The organism is Okeania sp. KiyG1 (assembly GCF_014132355.1).
GTDB lineage: Bacteria > Cyanobacteriota > Cyanobacteriia > Cyanobacteriales > Microcoleaceae > Okeania.
On the sequence record NZ_BLZO01000160.1, the window covers coordinates 1 to 19,869 of the forward strand.

At 37.1% G+C, this 19,869-nt stretch carries 15 protein-coding genes and 1 pseudogene; 12 read left to right on the plus strand and 4 right to left on the minus strand.

The genetic code is table 11. The annotated features are described in order from the left end of the window. Positions 1 to 335: 335 nt before the first annotated feature. On the minus strand, positions 336 to 1,454 hold the full coding sequence (locus SAGCYANO_RS48865) for a Rid family detoxifying hydrolase (protein ID WP_202224482.1): 1,119 nt from the start codon (positions 1,452 to 1,454) through the stop codon (positions 336 to 338). Positions 1,455 to 2,219: 765 nt separating this feature from the next. Here SAGCYANO_RS48865 and SAGCYANO_RS36325 point away from each other — a divergent pair. The 4 genes from SAGCYANO_RS36325 to SAGCYANO_RS36340 all read left to right on the plus strand — a co-directional run bounded on the left by SAGCYANO_RS36325 (position 2,220) and on the right by SAGCYANO_RS36340 (position 6,477). Continuing rightward, on the plus strand, positions 2,220 to 2,741 hold the full coding sequence (locus SAGCYANO_RS36325) for a pentapeptide repeat-containing protein (RefSeq protein WP_202224483.1): 522 nt from the start codon (positions 2,220 to 2,222) through the stop codon (positions 2,739 to 2,741). Positions 2,742 to 3,400: 659 nt separating this feature from the next. Beyond that, the gene (locus SAGCYANO_RS36330; protein WP_202224484.1) at positions 3,401 to 4,393 is read left to right on the plus strand and encodes a threo-3-hydroxy-L-aspartate ammonia-lyase; all 993 of its coding nucleotides are present in this window, start codon (positions 3,401 to 3,403) and stop codon (positions 4,391 to 4,393) included. 627 nt (positions 4,394 to 5,020) lie between these two features. Continuing rightward, entirely contained in the window at positions 5,021 to 5,611 is a 591-nt protein-coding gene (locus tag SAGCYANO_RS36335; protein ID WP_202224485.1) for a C39 family peptidase, read from the plus strand. Positions 5,612 to 5,913: 302 nt separating this feature from the next. Next, entirely contained in the window at positions 5,914 to 6,477 is a 564-nt protein-coding gene (locus tag SAGCYANO_RS36340) for an N-acetylmuramoyl-L-alanine amidase family protein (protein ID WP_202224486.1), read from the plus strand. A 306-nt stretch (positions 6,478 to 6,783) separates the two neighbouring features. On the opposite strand, the gene SAGCYANO_RS36345 is transcribed toward SAGCYANO_RS36340, so the two are convergent. Beyond that, positions 6,784 to 7,212 (minus strand): NUDIX hydrolase, encoded by a 429-nt coding sequence (locus SAGCYANO_RS36345; RefSeq protein WP_202224487.1) that lies wholly within the window; start codon positions 7,210 to 7,212, stop codon positions 6,784 to 6,786. Between the two features lie 1,396 nt (positions 7,213 to 8,608). Between SAGCYANO_RS36345 and SAGCYANO_RS48505 the strand changes: the two genes are divergently transcribed. Together SAGCYANO_RS48505 and aspS are read left to right on the plus strand one after the other, a co-directional pair. Beyond that, positions 8,609 to 8,743, plus strand: coding sequence for a hypothetical protein (locus SAGCYANO_RS48505; protein ID WP_255502851.1), 135 nt, complete (start codon positions 8,609 to 8,611; stop codon positions 8,741 to 8,743). Between the two features lie 390 nt (positions 8,744 to 9,133). Then, positions 9,134 to 10,921, plus strand: a complete 1,788-nt coding sequence (aspS, locus tag SAGCYANO_RS36350) for an aspartate--tRNA ligase (protein ID WP_202224488.1) — start codon at positions 9,134 to 9,136, stop codon at positions 10,919 to 10,921. Positions 10,922 to 11,107: 186 nt separating this feature from the next. Here aspS and SAGCYANO_RS36355 read toward each other — a convergent pair whose 3' ends face one another. Beyond that, positions 11,108 to 11,617, minus strand: coding sequence for a hypothetical protein (locus SAGCYANO_RS36355; protein ID WP_202224489.1), 510 nt, complete (start codon positions 11,615 to 11,617; stop codon positions 11,108 to 11,110). Between the two features lie 214 nt (positions 11,618 to 11,831). Here SAGCYANO_RS36355 and SAGCYANO_RS36360 point away from each other — a divergent pair, with 214 nt between their 5' ends. From SAGCYANO_RS36360 to SAGCYANO_RS36395, 6 genes and pseudogenes are all read left to right on the plus strand, one after another. Then, entirely contained in the window at positions 11,832 to 13,013 is a 1,182-nt protein-coding gene (locus SAGCYANO_RS36360; RefSeq protein WP_202224490.1) for an ATP/GTP-binding protein, read from the plus strand. Further along, positions 13,007 to 13,780, plus strand: a complete 774-nt coding sequence (locus tag SAGCYANO_RS36365) for a DUF3226 domain-containing protein (protein ID WP_202224491.1) — start codon at positions 13,007 to 13,009, stop codon at positions 13,778 to 13,780. The genes SAGCYANO_RS36360 and SAGCYANO_RS36365 overlap by 7 nt, the downstream gene beginning before the upstream one ends. A 128-nt stretch (positions 13,781 to 13,908) precedes the next feature. Next, positions 13,909 to 14,547, plus strand: coding sequence for an NAD(P)/FAD-dependent oxidoreductase (locus tag SAGCYANO_RS36370; RefSeq protein WP_202224492.1), 639 nt, complete (start codon positions 13,909 to 13,911; stop codon positions 14,545 to 14,547). A gap of 115 nt (positions 14,548 to 14,662) precedes the next feature. Further along, positions 14,663 to 15,849: pseudogene (locus SAGCYANO_RS50985) on the plus strand (RNA-guided endonuclease InsQ/TnpB family protein). 13 nt (positions 15,850 to 15,862) lie between these two features. Then, entirely contained in the window at positions 15,863 to 16,216 is a 354-nt protein-coding gene (locus tag SAGCYANO_RS36390) for an NAD(P)/FAD-dependent oxidoreductase (protein WP_255502852.1), read from the plus strand. A 146-nt stretch (positions 16,217 to 16,362) separates the two neighbouring features. Next, complete coding sequence (locus SAGCYANO_RS36395) at positions 16,363 to 17,346, plus strand: dienelactone hydrolase (protein WP_202224495.1); 984 nt, start codon at positions 16,363 to 16,365, stop codon at positions 17,344 to 17,346. Between the two features lie 726 nt (positions 17,347 to 18,072). Here SAGCYANO_RS36395 and SAGCYANO_RS36400 read toward each other — a convergent pair. Further along, a complete protein-coding gene (locus tag SAGCYANO_RS36400) occupies positions 18,073 to 19,308 on the minus strand; it encodes an SGNH/GDSL hydrolase family protein (RefSeq protein ID WP_202224496.1) in 1,236 nt (411 codons plus the stop codon). Between the last annotated feature and the right edge of the window lie 561 nt (positions 19,309 to 19,869).

Here is a 19,869-nt window from a genome sequence, read left to right on the forward strand (position 1 = left end):
GAGTAGAGCGATCGTTTTTGTTAATCTTACTAATTATCCAAATTTTCGGACTTCTGACATCATATCAAATCCGATTGAATACTTATTATATAGTTATATATAGTCATTCCAATTAAGATTGAGACAAGGGTTTCTTGCCTTGAAAGAGTTTCAGCTAAAAAAGTGTTCCAGTCTTATTCAGAATGACTATAGTTGAGAGTAGGGGAGTGTGGGAGTGGGGGAGTAGGGGAGATTAAATAGACATCTCCAATCATCAAAAATAAAATCAATTATCGTACAGAAATTATCAATTATTTCCCTCTACTCTCTACTCCTTATTTTGCTGGAGATGTCTATTATACTACTGCAATACAGTCAATTTCTACAAGTACATCTTTGGGTAAGCGAGCAACTTCGACACAAGCGCGAACAGGAGCGTTTTCTGGGTCGAAGTATTTGGCATAGACGGTGTTAACTGTGGCAAAGTCGTTCATGTCTTTGAGGAAAACAGTGGTTTTGACAACATTTGACCAAGTAGCTCCTGCTGCGGTGAGGATAGCTTCAAGGTTTGTCATTACTTGTTCTGTTTGTTTGGTTATGTCGTCGGTGTAGACTATTTGATTGATTCTAGTGTCGATCGCTATTTGACCGGAGACGAAAATCATTTGACCTGTGGCAGCGATCGCTTGATTATATGGGCCAACTGGTTCTGGTGCTTTGTCGGTTTTGATAATTTTGCGGGTTGTCATATTTTGATTTGTTGTTTCTTTTGTTGGTTGATTATCGGTGGGTATTTCGGCTTTAGTAAATTTTCTCCCGTCAGGCATTATAGTATCAGTAAAGTCTGCATCTTTTATGTTCCATAAATAAGTTTTAGCACCAGATAAATTTGCTTTACTAAGATTAGCTCCTTCTAAATCTGCCCTGATTAAATTTGCTCCTTGTAAATTTGCCCTTTCTAAATTAACTCCTTTGAGAGAAGCGAAATTAAAATTAGCATTACTTAGGTCTGACTTTCTCAAATTTGCATTATCTAATTTAGCGAGAATAAAATTAGCATATTTAAAATCTCCTTTACTCAACTCTGCTTCTTGAAGTTCTGCTCTACTAAAATCTGATTCTGTGCATTTTGCACAGACTAGCTTGGTATTTTTTAAATATGAATGACTTAAGTTTGTTCGTCGAACATCAGCATAGCTTAAATTTATCTCATTCAAGTCTGCATCTGAGAGATTTGCTTCCACAATATTCGCCTTAAATAAATTTGCTTGACTCAAGTCTGCTCCCGAAAGCTTTGCACTATTTAAGTTAGCTTCTGTCAGATTTGTTTGACTTAAATCTGCCTTTGATAAATCTGCCTTAGCGAAGCTGACTCCAGTTACATCTTTTCCTTCAAGGTCTATTCCCATGAGTTGTTTTGACTTGAAGTCTCTTTCTCCTGCTTCATATTTTTCTAGGAGTTCTTTAGTATCCATAATTTACCTCTTGATTAATTTTTTCCTATTTTACTATGATTGGCATTTAATAATTTATCGATCAATTAATTTACTATCTAGAAGGTATGGATAAAATAATTTTAAAAATGATATTAGAGTATCCAATATTAGTATTTTCAACGGGTTAAGGTGGATAGAAATTTTATTGGCCGATATTTTTAAATTTTCCCCACCTTTTTCCTACGGAATACTTTTTATGTCCTCAATATTAATACAGTTGTACACCAGCAAAACTTACCCTGCAAAAGAAGCACAAATTGAATATTTTATCGATAAACTTCCTCTAAATTATCTATAAATAAAATTCTTAATCCCTCGCGTAACATATTTTTCAACTTAACCTCAAAATTTAACTACTAACTAACAGCAAAAATCCCTTAATTAATTGTCATAATTATTGTTTTATTGTAAGAATTCAGCTATCAGCAATTAGTAATAAATAATTAGTGATAAAGTTTTGTATAGAGACTTTGGCAGTAACTTTTTATTCTTTTTAAATTTCAAAGGTTGCTTTTACGCAGACCCAAAATTAATAGCTGATAGCTAATGGCTGTTTGCACAGCATTCCGGAGGAAATGCTTACATCTTATTAACATTTTTTTACTATTGATAAAATATAACTTGAGTAGCAAGTCATGAAAAATCTAGAGATTTAAAATTTTAATAAAAACAATTGTGCAGTATTGCAAATTCCACATCACTATATAATATTATAGATATAAATATCGATAAAAATTAACCACCATGAGACTGCCAAAAATTACCACTATTACCCTGTTAATAATTGCCGGATTAACTACACCAATTCTAGCAGAAAATGCCAATGATATCCGAAAATTTTTAGACAACCCATCAGCAGTTTGTCAAGGATGCGACCTCAGTGGAGCTGACCTTAGTAATATCAGACGACGAGGTGCAAAACTAAGACAAGCTAACTTAACAAATGCCGACTTAAGCAAAAGTAATTTTACTGGTTCTTACTTTACTTGTGCTGACTTAGCTGATGCTAACCTGCAAAATACTAACCTTCAATGGTCTAATTTAGTGGATGCTAATCTCCGTGGAGTTGACCTCAGAGGTGCTGACCTCAGCAAGACTGATTTAAGTGGTGCTATTTTCGAGGGTGCTTTAACAGAAGGAGTAATATTAGAAGGAGCAAAAATGCCTGATGGAGCTACTATTTATGATGGTCGTGGTTTAGAATCATTTCAGCCTAGACCAATTTTATCTCAAGCACGAGTTCAATGTCTGGGAGACCAAAAATAATCTTATATCATTTCTCAAAAACTTTTCAACTTGGCTATTGAGCAGGGGAGTAGGGAAGTAGGGGAGTAGGAGAGTGGAGGAGAAGTAAATATAAGAATAATTAACATTAACTTAGTTAAAATCAGCAAAAAATTATTATACCTATGTTAATTACTTAATAACTGAAGTGTTGCCTAAGTAGAGCATTAATGCATGGAAATTGGTATTAAATGTTGAAATTAAGTTGAAGAATAAAGCCTCACACTCTCGATATAAAATAACTTCAAATTATGATTAATTAGTTTGGAGTTAGGTCTGGAGAGAGTGAATTGTTTATAGTGTAATGAATGGTTAAATGATTTTATATTATAGGCTTTGTGAGAATTCCCTATTCCTCTCCCCGACCTAAAATTTCTTTGTTTTTTATCTTTTATTTTGCGGGTTTAATACCCCACCGTCAATGGGAGTGCTTAAAATTGCTTGGGGTTTGTAGACAAGGAGTGCCGTGTCGAAAACTATCCATAAGCAATTTTTCCTTCTGCCTTCTTAAATTTTACCTAATAATTAATCTTGAAAGTTTCTAGGCATCAAGAAAAAAAAATCATTTGAATTAATCCTCTAATTTTTAAGAGAGGTAATTATGAATAATAGTTATTAATTGTTGAATTATATCTGAAAATATGTCTATTGATTCCTCAAAATCTGCTGATAATTTTGTAGTTAATTACAATAATATTACGGCAGCAGCTCATCGTTTATCATCAGTTGCTCATCGCACCCCTGTAATAACTTCAACAACTGTAAATAAACTCACTAAATGTCAAGTATTTTTCAAATGTGAAAATTTTCAACGTACAGGTTCATTCAAATTTAGAGGAGCTTACAACGCTCTTTCTCAACTATCAGAAACTCAAAAAAAATCGGGAGTCTTAACCTATTCTTCGGGAAATCATGCTCAAGCGATCGCCTTAGCAGGAAAATTATTAAATATTCCCACAACTATAGTTATGCCTGACAACGCTCCACAAGTAAAAAAAACAGCTACTCGTGGTTATGGAGCAGAGATAATTTTCTATGATGTCAATGAAATAAATAGAGAAAAATTAGCTCAAAAAATTGCTCAAGAAAAAGGTTCAATCGTTATTCCTCCTTATGACCATGCTGATATTATTGCCGGACAAGGTACAACAGCTTTAGAATTAACTGAAGAAGTAGGAAATTTAGATTTACTATTAGTATGTTGTGGTGGAGGTGGTTTACTTTCCGGTTGCGCGATCGCCACTAAAAATTTATTACAAAACTGTCGAGTTCTTGGCGTAGAGCCGAAAAATGCCGATGATGCAACTCGGTCTTTTTATTCTCAAACTCTACAAACAATATCTAATCCTAATACTATTGCTGATGGTGCTAGAACACCTTATTTAGGAAAGTTAAATTTCCCATTAATTTTGAATTATGTTGATGATATGGTGACAGTTTCAGAGGAAGAAATTTTAAGAACAATGTATTTTATGTGGGAGAGAATGAAATTAGTAATAGAACCCACTGGAACATTAGCAGCAGCAGCTTTGTTAGAAGGAATTGTTAAAGTTTCTGATGCGAGAGTAGGGGTAATTATTAGTGGAGGAAATGTAGATTTAAAACAGGTAGGAGAATTGTTTAATAGGATTTAGGTTTTAGGGTGTGAGGGATGGAAACGGAAAATAAATTTCATCATTTAGCCAAAATGTGAGACTCCCTCTCTATTTTAGAGAAGCATCATATTCAGACCATGCTGACTCGGTACTTGGACTTGGATTTGAACTTGGACTTACTCATTCTCATATCAAATCCGGTAGCATCGGTGTAATTAGATGGGGAGATGGGGAGATGGGGGACCCACCCCTAACCACTCCTGGGAGGGGTTAGGGGTGGGTCCCCACACTTCCCACACTCTCCCTATATTTTTAAATAGATCCACTCAGGGGTTCTATATTGGTCTAGGTTTGTTGTGCTACGCACTGCATATTTTTACCCTATTTGCTATCTTTGTGCAACAAAGCCGCTTTATAACTAAAAAAATTCCCAAAAAGCTTGTTATATAAGGATTGTAGCTATTGGTAGCTAAAATGCCTTGGAATTATTGCTCTGTCTAGGTTGGAGCGATTTTTTCCCTCTAAAGTCACGTTGTAGAAGATTTGGAGTGGAATTAATCAAAGTTAATCCGGTTTTTACTAGCCTAATTGGAATGATTAATCATAAAGCTAAATACGGCCTCAATAGTGGCACTGCTGGTAACAAGACTTTATAGGAGATAACTCATGGGCATTAATTATGACGTTCCATATTTTAATCAAGAGAATAACGATATTGAGGGTTGGCGATCGTGTGGCGCTACAAGTGCTGCAATGTGTCTAAAATACTTTGGGGTTCCTGATTTAGGACCTATGCCACAGTATGAAGATGATGTTAAACAACGTTTTGATAGACTGGGAATATCACATACGACTCCAGGTGGAATTAAGAGCTTAATAGAGGGTTTAGGATTGAGAAATAATCTCACAATGAGAGGAAGTCTTTCAGACATTACTCGCGCTCTAGATGCTGGAGAAATCTGTATATTACATGGTTTTTGGACAGAACCTGGTCATATTTTAGTCATACGTGGCTATAATGACAACGGTGATTTTTTTGTAAATGATCCACATGGAGAATGGTTTTACGAAGGCTATCGTGTAAATTCAAGATGGGAAGAAGATAACAAAGGTGAAAATCAGCGATACAGTCGGAGACTAATATCCTCTGCTGGAAATGCATGGTCTTTGCGCCAAGCTCTAGATTTTTATGATACTTGGGGCAATGATCAGATCGAATCTACTGCAACAATGTGGCTGCATAGAATTTCTAGATAGATCCAGGTGTGTCAAATTAGAAAGTCTCTAAAAATTTGGCGTTGTCAGAAAAGAGGATGATTGAGAGAATGATCGAGTCTACAATTCAATCAAGGAAAAAGGCTATTTCGCTATAATTCATCTTTTCATCTGACAACGCCAAAAATTCCTCTAATTTAAACAACAATATTCCACAAGTAGGTCTAATTTCCGGGCAAGCATTAATACCTGTAGCCTTGAATGTTCAGTACAAACAAGGCTACTGTGCAGAACTGCCACCATCCGATCATAGATTTAGATGCTATTACAATGGAGGTTAAAAAATGAAACGTGGCGAACTTGGAGCAAGTCTTAATTTGGAAATAGAACTCATCCCAGATGGGCGGCCAAATCGCCCTGGAGTTCCAATTACCATCAAGAAAATCACCGTGCATAACACCTCAAACACAGGTAGAGGAGCAGATGCTGCAAGTCATTCAAATTGGGTAAGAAATACAGGATATTATGAGATTAATGGTAAGCGAAATTATGTTTCTTGGCATTATACTGTTGATGATCACAGAGTCATAAAACAGCTACCTATTTCAGAAATGGGTTGGCATGCAGGACGCCGAGGTAACTCTTTAAGTATAGGCATTGAAATCTGTATGCATCAAGGTATCGATCAGGAAACTGCGTTTGATAGAGCATCTCGACTCATCGCTGTTCTTTTATACGATCTAAACCTTGCTATTGAAGATGTTGTCACCCATAAGTATTGGACGGGAAAAAATTGTCCTGTCCTGTTACTCCAAGGGCAAAAATGGGAAGAATTCAAAAATAAAATTCGTAGCTATTTAGAGGGGATGATTCAGGATTCTGAAGATCCTGCTGATCAAGATGTGTAAAGCTTTTTTGCCATTGATGAAAAGAGCTAAAGAATAGTCTGATCAGATTCCCATTTCCTGCGTAAACGCTACGCGAACAGAATGTAATATCAAATCCGGTTAAACAGTTATAAATTAGTTAAGTCTTTAGTCAGGAGTCAGAAGTCAGGAGGAGAGAAAATCACAAAGATTTAGTAGTTATAAGGATTGGAGAATTTTTTTATGTCCAATTCCCTCGGATTTGATATAAGACGCAGTACCAGACAGTCAAAAGTCAAAAAAGTTAGTCAACCTTCTTCCTTTTTCCCTGTTCTTTCTTCCTTCGAGTTAAATTCTCGGTCTAATACCATAATAACGATACTGCAAATAATCTCGGAGAATACGGTCGTGGTCAAAACAGAGGTTTTGAGGAATTTGCCAAGATTCAAACAAAGCTAAATTTTTGGCATCATCAGCTGCTTTTGCTTCTCCAGTAGCAGTAGCAATAAATACAACACTCATGGTGTGTTGACGAGGGTCGCGACTAGGGTCAGAATAAACATAAAATTGTTCGATTAATTCTACTTCTAAACTCGTCTCTTCCTTTGCTTCTCGTCGCGCTGCTGTTTCAACAGATTCTCCATAGTCAACAAACCCACCAGGAATTGCCCAACCAAAAGGTTCATTTTGGCGTTCTATCAGTACAATAGGTCGCCCCGGTCGGTTAGTTAATTCAATAATAATGTCAACGGTGGGAGTTGGGTTACGATATGTCATGTTAATTTTTGAGAAACAATCATTTTGAATTTTATCTGCCTAAATACCAATTGCCAAGGAACTTTATGTTTAAATTAGACACTTAATAATATTAAAAACTTAGTAATATACTTGATTTTTATGGTCTAATTAGTATTAGAAAAATTCCTAAAAATAATGTTATTTTTATTGAAAACTTCAGTTATTAAGTAATAATAGTTAATTAATCAGGACTTACCCATAACTAACACATATAGTTAATGGCCGTTCACACCTAAAAATGGTGTATAATTTCGTCTTTTGTGTAAGTCCTGTTAATGTTTTTAGCAATTATTTATATATTGCTCCTACTGCCTACTCCCTCCTCTTAAAAAATGTAGCAAAAATCCATGAAATTTGATATTTAGATGAAAAAATGTTACAAAACTGTGATTTATAGGGAAAAGAAAACAGGAATTTATAGCAAAAATTTATCCAAATGATATACTAGATAAGTATAGAGAAGAGGAATTAAAACCTTGCACTCAAGACATTCACAAAAAATAATAAAATAAATAGTGCTAGGTACATAGAAATAAATTTCTCTTCTCCTAATGACAAAAGAGAAAGACTTTTTTTCCAGTCAAGGAGGTATTTCTATGTCTACTCTAATCTATACTGAGCAAAAGTATATTCTCATCCATACTGAGCAAAAAAAATCTCAGCATCTCAAACCAAACAAGCATTTAAAAAAAAGAGCAAAAATCAAAGCTATAAAAATGAAGAAAATTTAGTAGATGAATATTGTCACAAATCAAAGCCTGAATCTTTTCATGATTTACTGATGCGATTTATTTATGGATTTATCATTCCTCTGTAATTGTTGAGATTTTTCTTGAGCAAATTCCCGGCTTTTTTGACTAGCCAAAATAATTTTCCGCAGCTTTCTTTTAAGCTAATATCATGTTCTGTAGCATCGGTATTAGAGATATTCAGAAAAGAGGGAATAGGGAATAGAGAATAGGGGGAAAGAACTGATAATTTATGTACAATAATTGATTTTGTTTTTGATTTTTGGAGATGTCTATTGTATAGCAAAGGTAAGGAAGAAGGAGGAATCTTAAGAGTAAGAAAAAACTTACAGGACTTACACATAACCACCACTTATGGTAGGGGTTAACGGCCATTAATCCCCTACAAATGGTGTATAATTTTGTCTTTTGCGTAAGTCCTGTTAATATAACTGATAACTGAAATCACCCTATTCCTGCATTCCTTCGTAGAGTAGTCTTGCCCACAAACGGATACCGTCGCTTTGTTTTAGTTCTGCGTAAGACGCAGGGGACGTTTACCAATTTCTTGTAGATCGGAAAATAGTTTCGGGTGAAACTGACAAGTAAAAGAACGCCTAATTTGCTTGGTTTCAAAATCTTTGTAGTTGATACAAGTACAAAAGCATTCCGTTAAAATTTCACCTCCCCTTCGCGATCGCCAATTTCTTTATCCTCATTACGAACTACAGCGAATTGTGGGTCGTTCCACCCTTGAGCAATTACTCTACCATCCCGTTTGACAATTGGTAAGTCTTCTTTAGGCGTGTCACGCCACTACTAAGAAAATATTAAAATCAGGACTTATATAATATAATGTCCGCTTAATTAGTGATAAAAAACTTTCTTCTTCTCTTCGTTGTTTTTTCCTACTGACTCCTGACTCCTGACTCCTCCGTCGTTTATTTATAAGTGTTCATTCGGACATGATATTACGCATGAGGTACGAAAAACTAGGATTTGAGATTGCTTTCCTGTGGGTCGCAATGACGAAAATAGGTTGCGGGTGCGTAAGTCCTAAGAATAATTTTAGGTTAAATCCGAATTTAACCTAAAATTATTAATGATTTACGGGCATCCCAGTAATATAATGATAAAATTTATTTTTAGTTAAATTTGTAATTTAGATAATTATGCGAACCTATTATTGCGGCCAACTAAATAGTAATAATATTGAAGAAACTGTAAACCTCTGTGGATGGGTAGACCGTCGTCGGGATCATGGGGGGGTAATTTTTTTAGACTTGCGCGATCGCACGGGTATTGTCCAAATTGTGAGTGACCCAGAGCGTACTCCTGACTCATATCAAATAGCTGGAGATATTCGCAATGAATATGTTGTGCAAATTACAGGTCGAGTTAGTCGTCGCCCTGAAGAGTCTCTCAATTCCAAACTTCCTACTGGCGAAGTTGAAATTTATGCCGATGACATTAAACTGTTGAATGGTTTAGGGAAACAATTACCATTTCAAGTTTCCACTGCTGAAACAGAATCTGTCCGGGAAGAGTTGCGACTCAAATATCGCTACTTAGATTTGAGAAGGGAGCGCATGACTCAAAATTTGCAATTACGCCATGAAGTTATCAAAGCCATCCGTCGTTTCCTGGAAGACGAACAAAATTTCATTGAAGTCGAAACTCCCATTCTCACTCGCTCTACTCCAGAAGGAGCGCGGGATTATCTTGTTCCCAGTCGCGTTCATGCAGGGGAGTGGTTTGCCCTACCCCAGTCTCCCCAACTTTTCAAACAAATGTTAATGGTTTCTGGTTTTGACCGTTATTATCAAATTGCTCGTTGTTTTCGGGATGAAGATTTGCGAGCGGATAGACAACCAGAGTTTACTCAGTTAGATATGGAAATGAGTTTCATGTCTCAGGAGGAAATTATTCAATTAAATGAGAAGTTGGTAGGATATATTTTTGAGAAAGTCAAAGGTGTAGATTTACCTCTACCATTTCCTCGGTTGACTTATGCAGAAGCAATGGATCGTTACGGCAGCGATAAACCAGATATTCGGTTTGGCTTAGAATTGGTAAATGTCTCTGACTTAGTAAAAGATTCTGGTTTCAAAGTATTTTCTGGAGCGGTTGCTGCTGGTGGGATAGTGAAAGTGTTGCCTATTCCTGGAGGTAACGATGCTATCTCCAATGTAAGAATTAAACCGGGTGGTGATTTGTTTAAAGAAGCGAGTGAAGCAGGAGCTAAAGGTTTAGCTTATATTCGTGTTAAAGAGGGTGGTAAAATTGACACTATTGGGGCTATCAAAGATAACCTCACAGACGAACAAAAACAGGAGTTGTTACAACGCACGGGTGCAAAACCGGGTCATTTGTTATTATTCGCTGCGGATGATGCAAATACTGTGAATAAAACTTTAGACCGTTTGCGGTTAGTGGTAGGTGAAGAGTTAGGGTTAATTGACCGCAATAAAATTAGTTTATTGTGGGTGACAGATTTTCCTATGTTTGAATGGAATGAGGATGAAAAACGTTTGGAAGCTTTACATCACCCATTTACTGCACCTCACCCAGATGATATTAATGACTTGAAAACGGCACGAGCGCAGGCTTATGATTTGGTTTTTAATGGTTATGAAATCGGCGGTGGTAGTCTGCGGATATATCAACGAGACGTACAGGAAAAAGTGTTTGAGGCTATTGGTTTATCTGATGAGGAAGCTGATAGTAAGTTCGGCTTTTTGTTAGAAGCTTTTGAATATGGCACTCCCCCTCATGGCGGTATTGCTTATGGTTTAGATAGGTTGGTGATGTTGTTAGCTGGTGAAGAGTCAATTCGAGACGTAATTGCATTTCCGAAGACTCAGCAGGCTAAATGTTTGTTGACAAATGCACCGTCTGAAGTTGATAAAAAGCAATTGAAAGAATTACACGTTAGTTCAATTTCTAAACCAAAGTCTTAGTTATAGCAAAAGGCAGCGAGAGCTGTTTGCGTAGCATGACAAACAGAAAGGCAGAATTTTGCTTCTGAGCATTCTGCCGTTTCAGGTTTTCTGTAAATTATTACCTTTTTGACTACCGCTATAACCTTAATTCAACAGTTTCAAGTTCTGCTGAAAAAAGAAGTCTAACAACTACAACTAAACTACTTAACCATATTGACGTTTTACATTTTTATAACTTCGTCTAGCTGCAAAAGGTTTAAACTGAGTATCCACAAACTGCACAGGCTCGTATGTCTCAATCCACAAATGCGCTCCACAATCCAAGGGTTCATAAGGCCGATAAACTATACGACAGGGACCCTCAATAATCATCTGATAACCCAAATCGTTACGATTTCTCTGCTTCAAGCAGACTACTGGTATTAATTGGTCAGGAGTCATTAGAGGATCGTGTCTGATTCGATCTCCATTTTTTCTAATTCTATGTTGATTAACATGAACTATGGTCGGCTTCTTTCGCTTGTGATGACACCAAACACCTTTCGGACCTCTTTTGCCCGGTATGACTACAGGCATTTTCCCATAAAGAGGTATTTGCCAAAATCCTTTATGCTTATAAGCACCTTTAATTCTTTTTTGAGAAAGCAAGACTCTCACTCGTTGACAACAGATACCTAGTAAAAAAGCTGCTTCTCTAGTTGTGATAATAGTCATTTTTACTCTAGCACTATAGTTTTTACTATAATCAAATTATATCTATCTATATATTATTTACGGAGGTAAATAATAATGTTATATTTGCTACTGTTGAGAAAAAAATATGGGACTTCTGCATAGTAATGGCAGATGGGAATTGAACTAGGTTAAGGTTGGCCCACTTAACTCAGTTTCTTATTGTTGGAATGATCGGATAAATATTTTTAGATTTATGAGAAATATTGATAATTTAACTATTCATCGTTTCCGTGGTTTGCGAGATTTGATATTGGAAGATTTAGGTCAAATAAATGTATTAGTTGGTGTTAATAATTCAGGCAAAACAAGTGTTTTAGAAGCAATTTCTACTTACTGTAATCCTTTAGATATTTTGGAATGGATAAATACTGCTTGGCGACGGGAAATTAAATCTTCCCGCAAATCAAAATTAGAATCTCTTAAGTGGTTATTTCCTCAAAATAGTGAAAATAATCCAGATAATTTTTATCAAGGAGAAACTTTTGTTTCTGGTAGTGGTAATTCTTTTGTTTATGGTAATAGTTTTGGTGCAGTAGAATCAAAAGCAACTTATGAAGAATTTGAACAAATCTGGGGTGCTACAGAAAATAGTAATGAAGAATATGATCGAGAAAATCAGGTTGATGAGATAGATACTGATAATAATGAAATTCAACGTGGTGCAAATTTAAGACTAGAAGTAACTACAGAACAAAAAGTAAATACAATAGATGAAGAAAAACAGCGTTCTAGTTATAAGCGTGACCGAGAATCAAGAGAATTTATAATAATGGAAAATGAAGGATTACTGAATCGTGCTAAAAGTTCAACAATTAAGTTATCAGTTAATACGATAACCCCTATTTCTCATAAAATTGAACCTTTGCCTAAACTTTTTACACAGACAACTTTCCAAGGTTTTAAGCAAGAGGTAATTGAATTAATTTCAATGATGGATTCAGAAATTATTGATTTAGAAATTCTCGACCCCACAGGTAAAAATTCTCGCCTTTATATAATTCATAAAACATTAGGTATTACTCCTATAAGTGCTTTTGGTGATGGTGTTCGTCGGTTGTTATTTATAGCTTTAACTATCGCAAAATTAAAAGATGGAATTTTACTAATAGATGAACTAGAAACAGCGATTCATACAGAAGCTTTACTACCTTCATTTTCTTGGTTAGTTAAGTGGTGTCGAAAGATGAATGTACAATTATTTGCTACTACCCATAGTCTAGAAACTGTTGATGCAATATTAGCAGCTAGTGAATCAGAAAATGATTTAGTTTTATATCGCTTAGAACAACAAAAGACTCAAACTCAAGCAGTTAGACTTGACCAAAAAAGATTGGGTAGATTGCGAGAAGAATTAGGTCAGGAGGTGAGATGGTAAAATATGCAATTATTGGCGTAGAGGGGCCTCAAGACCAAGCAATAGTAGGAAAGTTATTAAAGCTTTTAGGTTTGAAAAAATTTGACGGGTCAGTATCAAATTTAGACTCTTTCTGGAAGAAATTTATTCCTACTTATCCGAAAAAAGGAAACTTTTACAAACGATTAGATATGCCTTCTATTCTATTTACTGATAGTTTATCAGTAGCTATCTATGTTGGTGAAGGTAGTAATCTTGTGAAAAATTTAGATGATATTTTATCTAATAATTCTCAATATAGAAAAGATATAGCAGCATTTGGAATTATTGCTGATGCGGATAAAAAAAATCCTGAAGATGTAGTGGCAGAATATTATAGTAACTTCTGTAAATACTTCCCGAATTTTCCTAATCAGCCTGGTTTTGTAGATATAAATATTCCCAGAACAGGTATTTATGTATTACCAGATAATATTTCTCAGGGAGTTTTAGATATTATGTTATGTGAATGTGGAAAAATAGCTTATCCAGAATATATGGAAAGAGCTAAATCATATCTAGCAGACTTTTCTGAACAAGAACAAAAATCTCTGAAATGGAAGCCATTCGATCAAGAAAAAGCTTTAGTAGCCACAGTAGTTAGTGTTTTAAAACCAGGAAAAACAAACACAGTTAGCATCGCAGATAATAATTGGGTGAGTGATAAAACACTTCTTGAAGTAGCAGCATTAAAAAAACTCAAAACATTTTTAATAGAACTTTTAGAAATAACTAATACTACTAACTAAAATATTAGATTTTGAAAAAATTTAAGATTAGCTGTATGATTACGACCCCAACTCAGAGTTGCATCTGAAACCTTGGAAAAAAACAGTAGTATTATCATAAAAATACCAAGAAAAAGGAAATAAATCTAATGAGAGAAACTTCCCAACCTGTTGTAAACAAAGTAGCCATCATTGGTGCCGGTCCAGGTGGTCTAGCAACAGCGATCGCTCTGAGAAAAAAAGGTATTGATGCCCATGTGTACGAGCGAGCCAAGGAATTCCGTCCAGTAGGGGCAGGTTTAGGTTTACAGGTCAATGGTTTGAAATGTCTGGATGCGATTCAACCAGGCATAGTTGATATACTAAAACGTTCAGGTTGTCAAGTTCAAAGAGTGACTGTGAAAACAAGTACTGGAGAAACTATCCGGACGAGCGAAAGTACCATGACAGAAAAATACGGACAACCTCTGTTAATTATCTGGTGGTGGCGTTTGCAACAGATTCTTGCATCTGTACTTTCTCCAGAAGTCATTCACCTGAATCATTGTTGCACTGGCTTTGAGCAAAATGAAAACACCGTCATCACCCACTTTGAGAATGGAAAAACAGTCCAAGCTGACTTGCTCATTGGAGCTGATGGGTTAAACTCTGCCGTCAGACAAACATTAATAGGCGATGGGCAACCTCGATATGTTGGTAGTATGTCTTGGCGTGCTGTCATTGAGAATAACAACGATCTACTACTACCACCAAATGAAGTAACCTTAATGAAAGGAGCATTGACTTAATCAGAGAATAACGATATAATAAGTTAAAAAACATACTTTTAGGCAGGCTGCACTCACCCATACATGAAATCCATGATTAACAAAGCTAAAACTTAATAATAAACAGAAGACTCTGATGGCTCAACACGCTGGCTATTCACGCTGGTGTTATAACTGGGGTAAAAGGTTTGTGGAATGCTGCATATATTGATGGCTATAAACCAAATGCTTCCTGCGGAATGCTGCGCAAACGTAAGTTGAGAGAGGTTTTTACTAATCACACCAAACCCCTCTACCCCTGGATGAAAAACTTGTCATCTAAAGTTTATCAATATGCTTTTATTAACTTGGGTGAAGCATTTAAAAGGTTCTTCCAAGGGTTGGGTAAACGCCCACGGTTTAAGAAGAAAGGTAAACATGATTCCTTTCCTTCGGAATGCTACGCAAACACAATAGAAAACCAGTGGAAAACCAATAGAATTAAATGGTTGGTGTCATAAATTACCTTTTATTGGTTGGGTCAAAACTTATGAACCAATTGAAGCAACAACTCAAAAAATAACTATTAGCAGACAAGCTGGTGATTGGTACTTAAGTTTAGCTTTTGAATTTACTCCTACTCCCACACCCAAAACAACTAATGTCGTAGGTGTAGATTTAGGAGTAAAAACCTTAGCAACTTTAAGTGATGGGAAAGTATTTGAAAGCGTAAATTCATACCGTAAGTTTGAAGCGAAGCTTTCGAGACTACAATATCTAAACCGTAATAAAATTATTGGCTCTGCTAATTGGAGAAAAGCACAACTAAAGATAGCTAGGCTCCATAGACGAGTGGCGAACATCCGCAAAGATGCACTTCATAAATTGACAACATATCTAGCTAAAAACCACAGCGCTGTTGCTCAAGCGAAGATTTGAACGTCAGCGGTATGTTAGCCAATCATAAGCTAGCCAAATCAGTTAGCAGATAGTGCTTTTATGAGTTTAGAAGACAGCTAGAATACAAGTGTCAATGGTACGACTGTGAATTAGTAGTAGTTGATAGATTTTTTCCATCTTCTAAGACTTGTTCTAGTTGTGGTCATGTACAGGATATGACGAGTGAACATCAGAACGTATGAATGCCCAGAATGCGGTCTATCAATAGACCGAGACTTGTTTGCGGAGCATTCCGTAGGAAATGCCTCAATTAATTTGAGAAAGCGAGTGCTAATTGATGAGGTCTCCTCAGAATGTAAGACGCACTCAAGAGATGCGGTCAGCTTGACCGTTGATGCCTGTGAACGGAGTGCTGCCAACAGTTCCGGTGGAAGCAGGAAGTAAACATTAAAATGTTATTTATTATGACGTTTTATATCGGTTTTATGAAGCAGATGCAGCTCATCCGATGACACCAGCAGCAGGTCAAGGAGCTAATACTACTTTTGAAGATGCTTACGAACTTACTGAGTGTTTGAGCAATTTCCCAGACATTGAAACTGCCCTTGCTAACTACGACAACCGTCGTATCCAACGCACAGCAATGATTAAAACCCGTAGTGCTGAGGGAGAAAAAGGCTATTATCGACCTACTCAGCAAACAAACCAACAGCCACAGAATAATTTGAATGACTTTCGACATTGGGTGTATAGTTATGACCCAAACTCAGAGTCCCGTCTGAAACCTTGGCAAGAAACTTTCAATAATTGATAATGGATAATTGATAATTACCTCTCCCTAAAAGGAAGAGGATTGAATAAAAGGAAAATTAATTCATTGTTTCTCCTTTAAAGGAGAGGCTTTAAACCTTAATTATTCGGTAACGATATAACTAATTGGAGAAACTGATAATGCTAATGACTATTCGCGCCTTTTATCGAGCTACCAAAGTTGAGAAAGCTCAACCTCCCTACGATACGATTCACTTAAAAGTCTTCTACCCTGCCAAAATGTCAGGTAGTGACCAAGAACAAAATCAGGGTATGGTGCCTGCTGACCCCCAACAAGCTCCTTTTCCAATAGTGATTCTATTCAGTGGCATTAACTGCAACCCCGAACTTTACAAATGGCTCGCTATCGATCTAGCCCAACGAGGAATGTTAGTAGTAACATTTGCCTGGATTGCAGAAAACTTACCTGGTTTTATTTCTCTGACTCCAGGCGTTGATATTGCCATGTTAGCCCCCAATACCTATGGCACAGCTCCCACAGCTTCAGCTTTACCAGCACTTCTAACAGAGTTAGAACGCATTAACTCAGAAGGTATCTTAGCAGGTATGCTTGACCTGCAAAAAATTATTTTGGGAGGACATTCTGCTGGTGCCAGGGTGGCAATAGAAAGCGCTAGTCCTCGCTTTTTTCCTCAAGTTGTAGCCTCCTTCGGCTATGGCGTACATACGGCAGCAGGTAAAATGATGGGATATGAAGCAGGTACAATTTTACCCCTGCCTGACTCCCTACCACTACTGTTAATGGGGGGGACTTGCGATGGAGTGATTGCTAATAGCAGTCACCGTTATGGTACGGTTTGGGAAGAAGCCACAACTCCAGTATCCCGGACATTTCAGGAAGCAATTTCTGGGGGTCGAAATGACAGCTATCTGATGTTAATAGAGGGAGCAAATCACTTTTCTTTTACCGATCCATTTGACCCCACAACAGGTAGACCTTTTCTCGACTTCCCTGCAACAGGGCCAGAAGATGAAATTCGTTCTCTGATGGCAGAAACAATAGGTTTATTTATTGATGCTCACCTTCGTCATCAGCCAAAAGCATTTGATGCACTGAAGCAACTGCTTAATAATGCTAATCCCTTAATTAAATCATTTGAACGCAAATAATATCCGATTTGAACGGGTAAACTAGAATGGATATACAGCAGATTCCGGCGTTGTTGAAAAGAGGTATGATATCTTGTCTGGATAAGAGCATAAACAAAAAACTTTCTTCTTCTACTACTGTTTCTTCTTCTTTCAAACCTCCTGACTCGGTCCTCCTGACTTCCCCTCCCCTCCTGGGAGGGGCTAGGGGTGGGTTGGGAGGGTTAGGGGTGGGTTGACTCCTAAATAATTAGGATTAATATCATACACGCGCTTCACCAACGCCCAGATTCCTTGCATAAGAAGTACAGAGATTAGCAGTTGAATGAATGCAAGTGCGGGCATCTTGCCCGCGATGGGTGTACCTCATAACGCGCGGAAACTGCTGTAACTCCTGACTCCTGACTCCTAAGAAATATCCTAGCTAGGGCTTGCTGATTAAAGATCGCGGGCATTGACTGATATTGGTTTGAGGCAATTTATGTCTGGAAAAAGTATGAGCTTTTCAGAAGTCCTATGTGAAAAAAGTGAGCTTTTTTGGCTTTTGCTACCCGAAAAATCACTGTGACTATTGTTTTGGCCACTGACTCTGTAATTCGCATTTATTCTACGTTCGCCCCTACTCCCTACTCCCTTTTTCCCCTCCACGGTCGGGGTTAGGGGTGGGTCCCTACTCCCTACAAAGAGCAAAAAGACTTTATGAGCGCAAACCCTAGCTATTTGTAGCAAAAATTTATCAATTTGATATCAGCCTTCAGAAGCCTCCAAAATACTAACCAATTCTGAAATCTCTGTAATAGATTTTATTGCTGTATCTGCCACTAAATTATGGGCATTGGTAGTAGGATGTATGTCATCAAAGAATAAAAAATCATCGGGGTTAATTGCTCCAGAAGCTAAGAAATTATCTGTGACATTCGTAAAGCCAAAATCAGTAGGGTTAGCAATAATATTGTCAAAGATAGTCCTAAAATCAGGGCTAATAATATTGATATTCGGGTCTTGCTCTAATATTTGGGAAGCTGCTGCTAACCCACTATTGTGACCGTCACTTAATAAGCTTAATCCCTGTTGTAGTTGAGGCGGTAAACTCTGTCCGAATGGAGTCAAACCTAGATCTGGTAAATTTGGCAACAGAAAATTTCTTGCTCCAATGCTTGCTAGCTTATTTACTGCCACTGACAAATTACCCACACTTGACTGCACACCTTCGGTGCTACCCCCTAAATAATCATTTGCACCGGCCCACACTACATACAAAGCATCAGGGTCAGTTTCTGGAGTATCTGCAATAAAATTGTCAATTTGTGTCTGCAGTCCAATTAACAGTGGGGGAGTACCCTCTGGCAATAGATTATTGGTATTATTCACAAATCCTGTGGTGGCTCCATTTACTGCAAAATTGAGACTGGGGTTAGATGTTAACTCTAATTGTGGTGCAAGAGTTTCTATCCATAGAGGGCCGTTACTAATGCGACCTTCAAAGTAGGGAGGACTGGGTGGTAACAGACCGCCAGTAGCAACAAAAGCATTGCCTGTATCAGACAAACTATCACCAAACACATAGATATCGCTGAATAACGAACGTGGCAACCGTCCTTCAAATTGACCAAAATTGATGAAGTGTTCTGTTGCTGTGAGTGAGGTAGTTACTAATGCTTCACCAACATCTGGGTAACGGTCTAGATAAAAACTGGTGTCTAATAAAGCACTAGGGTCGCGTTGTTCAAATTGACCAAAATTGATCAAGTGTTCTGTAGGTGTCAAAGCATTTTGTTCTACAGCAGTAGCAACTCCAGGGTTAGTAGCAAGATAGAAATCAGTATTGAAAATAGCGTTGGGGTCGCGACTTTCAAATTGACCAAACCTAATAAAATGGAAAAAGCCATCACTGACTGTGCCATTGGCGACTGCTTCAGCCACTTCTGGGTAAGTTTCTAAATAGAATTGTTCATCAAATAGTTCGTTGATAGTTAATGCCATTTCAGTTATCAGTTATCAGTTATCAGTTATCAGTACCTCTAGCTGTTTGCGCAGCATGACCTAGGAAAGCAAAGCGTATAAGTAGTCAGCTTTTTAGTATTTATGCAGCGTTTTCCGTTGTTATGAGGTACAAAATTTTAGGTTTGAGGGAACAGGGAACAGCGGTGCGACCCCGCGTCGGCGTCAGACGCAAGCGGTCAGACCCGCGTCGCCGTCAGCTCGCTTGCGGAATGCTGACCAAGAGAGGGAACGCGCACTCCTGTGAGGGAAAAGGGAACAGGGAACAGGGAACAGAAAAGAATAAAAACGACTGTACCTCATAGCTTCGGAAACTGCTGTAAGTAGGCTTGAGAAAGTTTATCCCAAATTTTCTTCGGAAATATTGTTAATAAGAATATGGATTATCACATCAGATAACCCATCCTAAATACCATAAAAAACTTATTTATGTACTTACCGAATAATTAATAATTAATAATTAATAATTAAATAATTCAGCTTTATTAGCCTCCCCTTTCCAGGGAAAATAAAGAAATAATATTTCCTTATGTTCAATCCTCT

Excerpts from the sequence above, each read along its gene's own strand:
- SAGCYANO_RS36345 (WP_202224487.1), bottom strand. The coding sequence starts at position 7,212 with ATGACATATCGTAACCCAACTCCCACCGTTGACATTATTATTGAATTA.
- SAGCYANO_RS36355 (WP_202224489.1), bottom strand. The coding sequence starts at position 11,617 with ATGACTATTATCACAACTAGAGAAGCAGCTTTTTTACTAGGTATCTGT.
- SAGCYANO_RS36330 (WP_202224484.1), top strand. The coding sequence starts at position 3,401 with ATGTCTATTGATTCCTCAAAATCTGCTGATAATTTTGTAGTTAATTAC.
- SAGCYANO_RS36360 (WP_202224490.1), top strand. The coding sequence starts at position 11,832 with ATGAGAAATATTGATAATTTAACTATTCATCGTTTCCGTGGTTTGCGA.
- SAGCYANO_RS48865 (WP_202224482.1), bottom strand. The coding sequence starts at position 1,454 with ATGGATACTAAAGAACTCCTAGAAAAATATGAAGCAGGAGAAAGAGAC.
- SAGCYANO_RS36335 (WP_202224485.1), top strand. The coding sequence starts at position 5,021 with ATGGGCATTAATTATGACGTTCCATATTTTAATCAAGAGAATAACGAT.
- aspS (WP_202224488.1), top strand. The coding sequence starts at position 9,134 with ATGCGAACCTATTATTGCGGCCAACTAAATAGTAATAATATTGAAGAA.
- SAGCYANO_RS36325 (WP_202224483.1), top strand. The coding sequence starts at position 2,220 with ATGAGACTGCCAAAAATTACCACTATTACCCTGTTAATAATTGCCGGA.
- SAGCYANO_RS36340 (WP_202224486.1), top strand. The coding sequence starts at position 5,914 with ATGAAACGTGGCGAACTTGGAGCAAGTCTTAATTTGGAAATAGAACTC.
- SAGCYANO_RS36370 (WP_202224492.1), top strand. The coding sequence starts at position 13,909 with ATGAGAGAAACTTCCCAACCTGTTGTAAACAAAGTAGCCATCATTGGT.
- SAGCYANO_RS36395 (WP_202224495.1), top strand. The coding sequence starts at position 16,363 with ATGACTATTCGCGCCTTTTATCGAGCTACCAAAGTTGAGAAAGCTCAA.
- SAGCYANO_RS36400 (WP_202224496.1), bottom strand. The coding sequence starts at position 19,308 with ATGGCATTAACTATCAACGAACTATTTGATGAACAATTCTATTTAGAA.
- SAGCYANO_RS36365 (WP_202224491.1), top strand. The coding sequence starts at position 13,007 with ATGGTAAAATATGCAATTATTGGCGTAGAGGGGCCTCAAGACCAAGCA.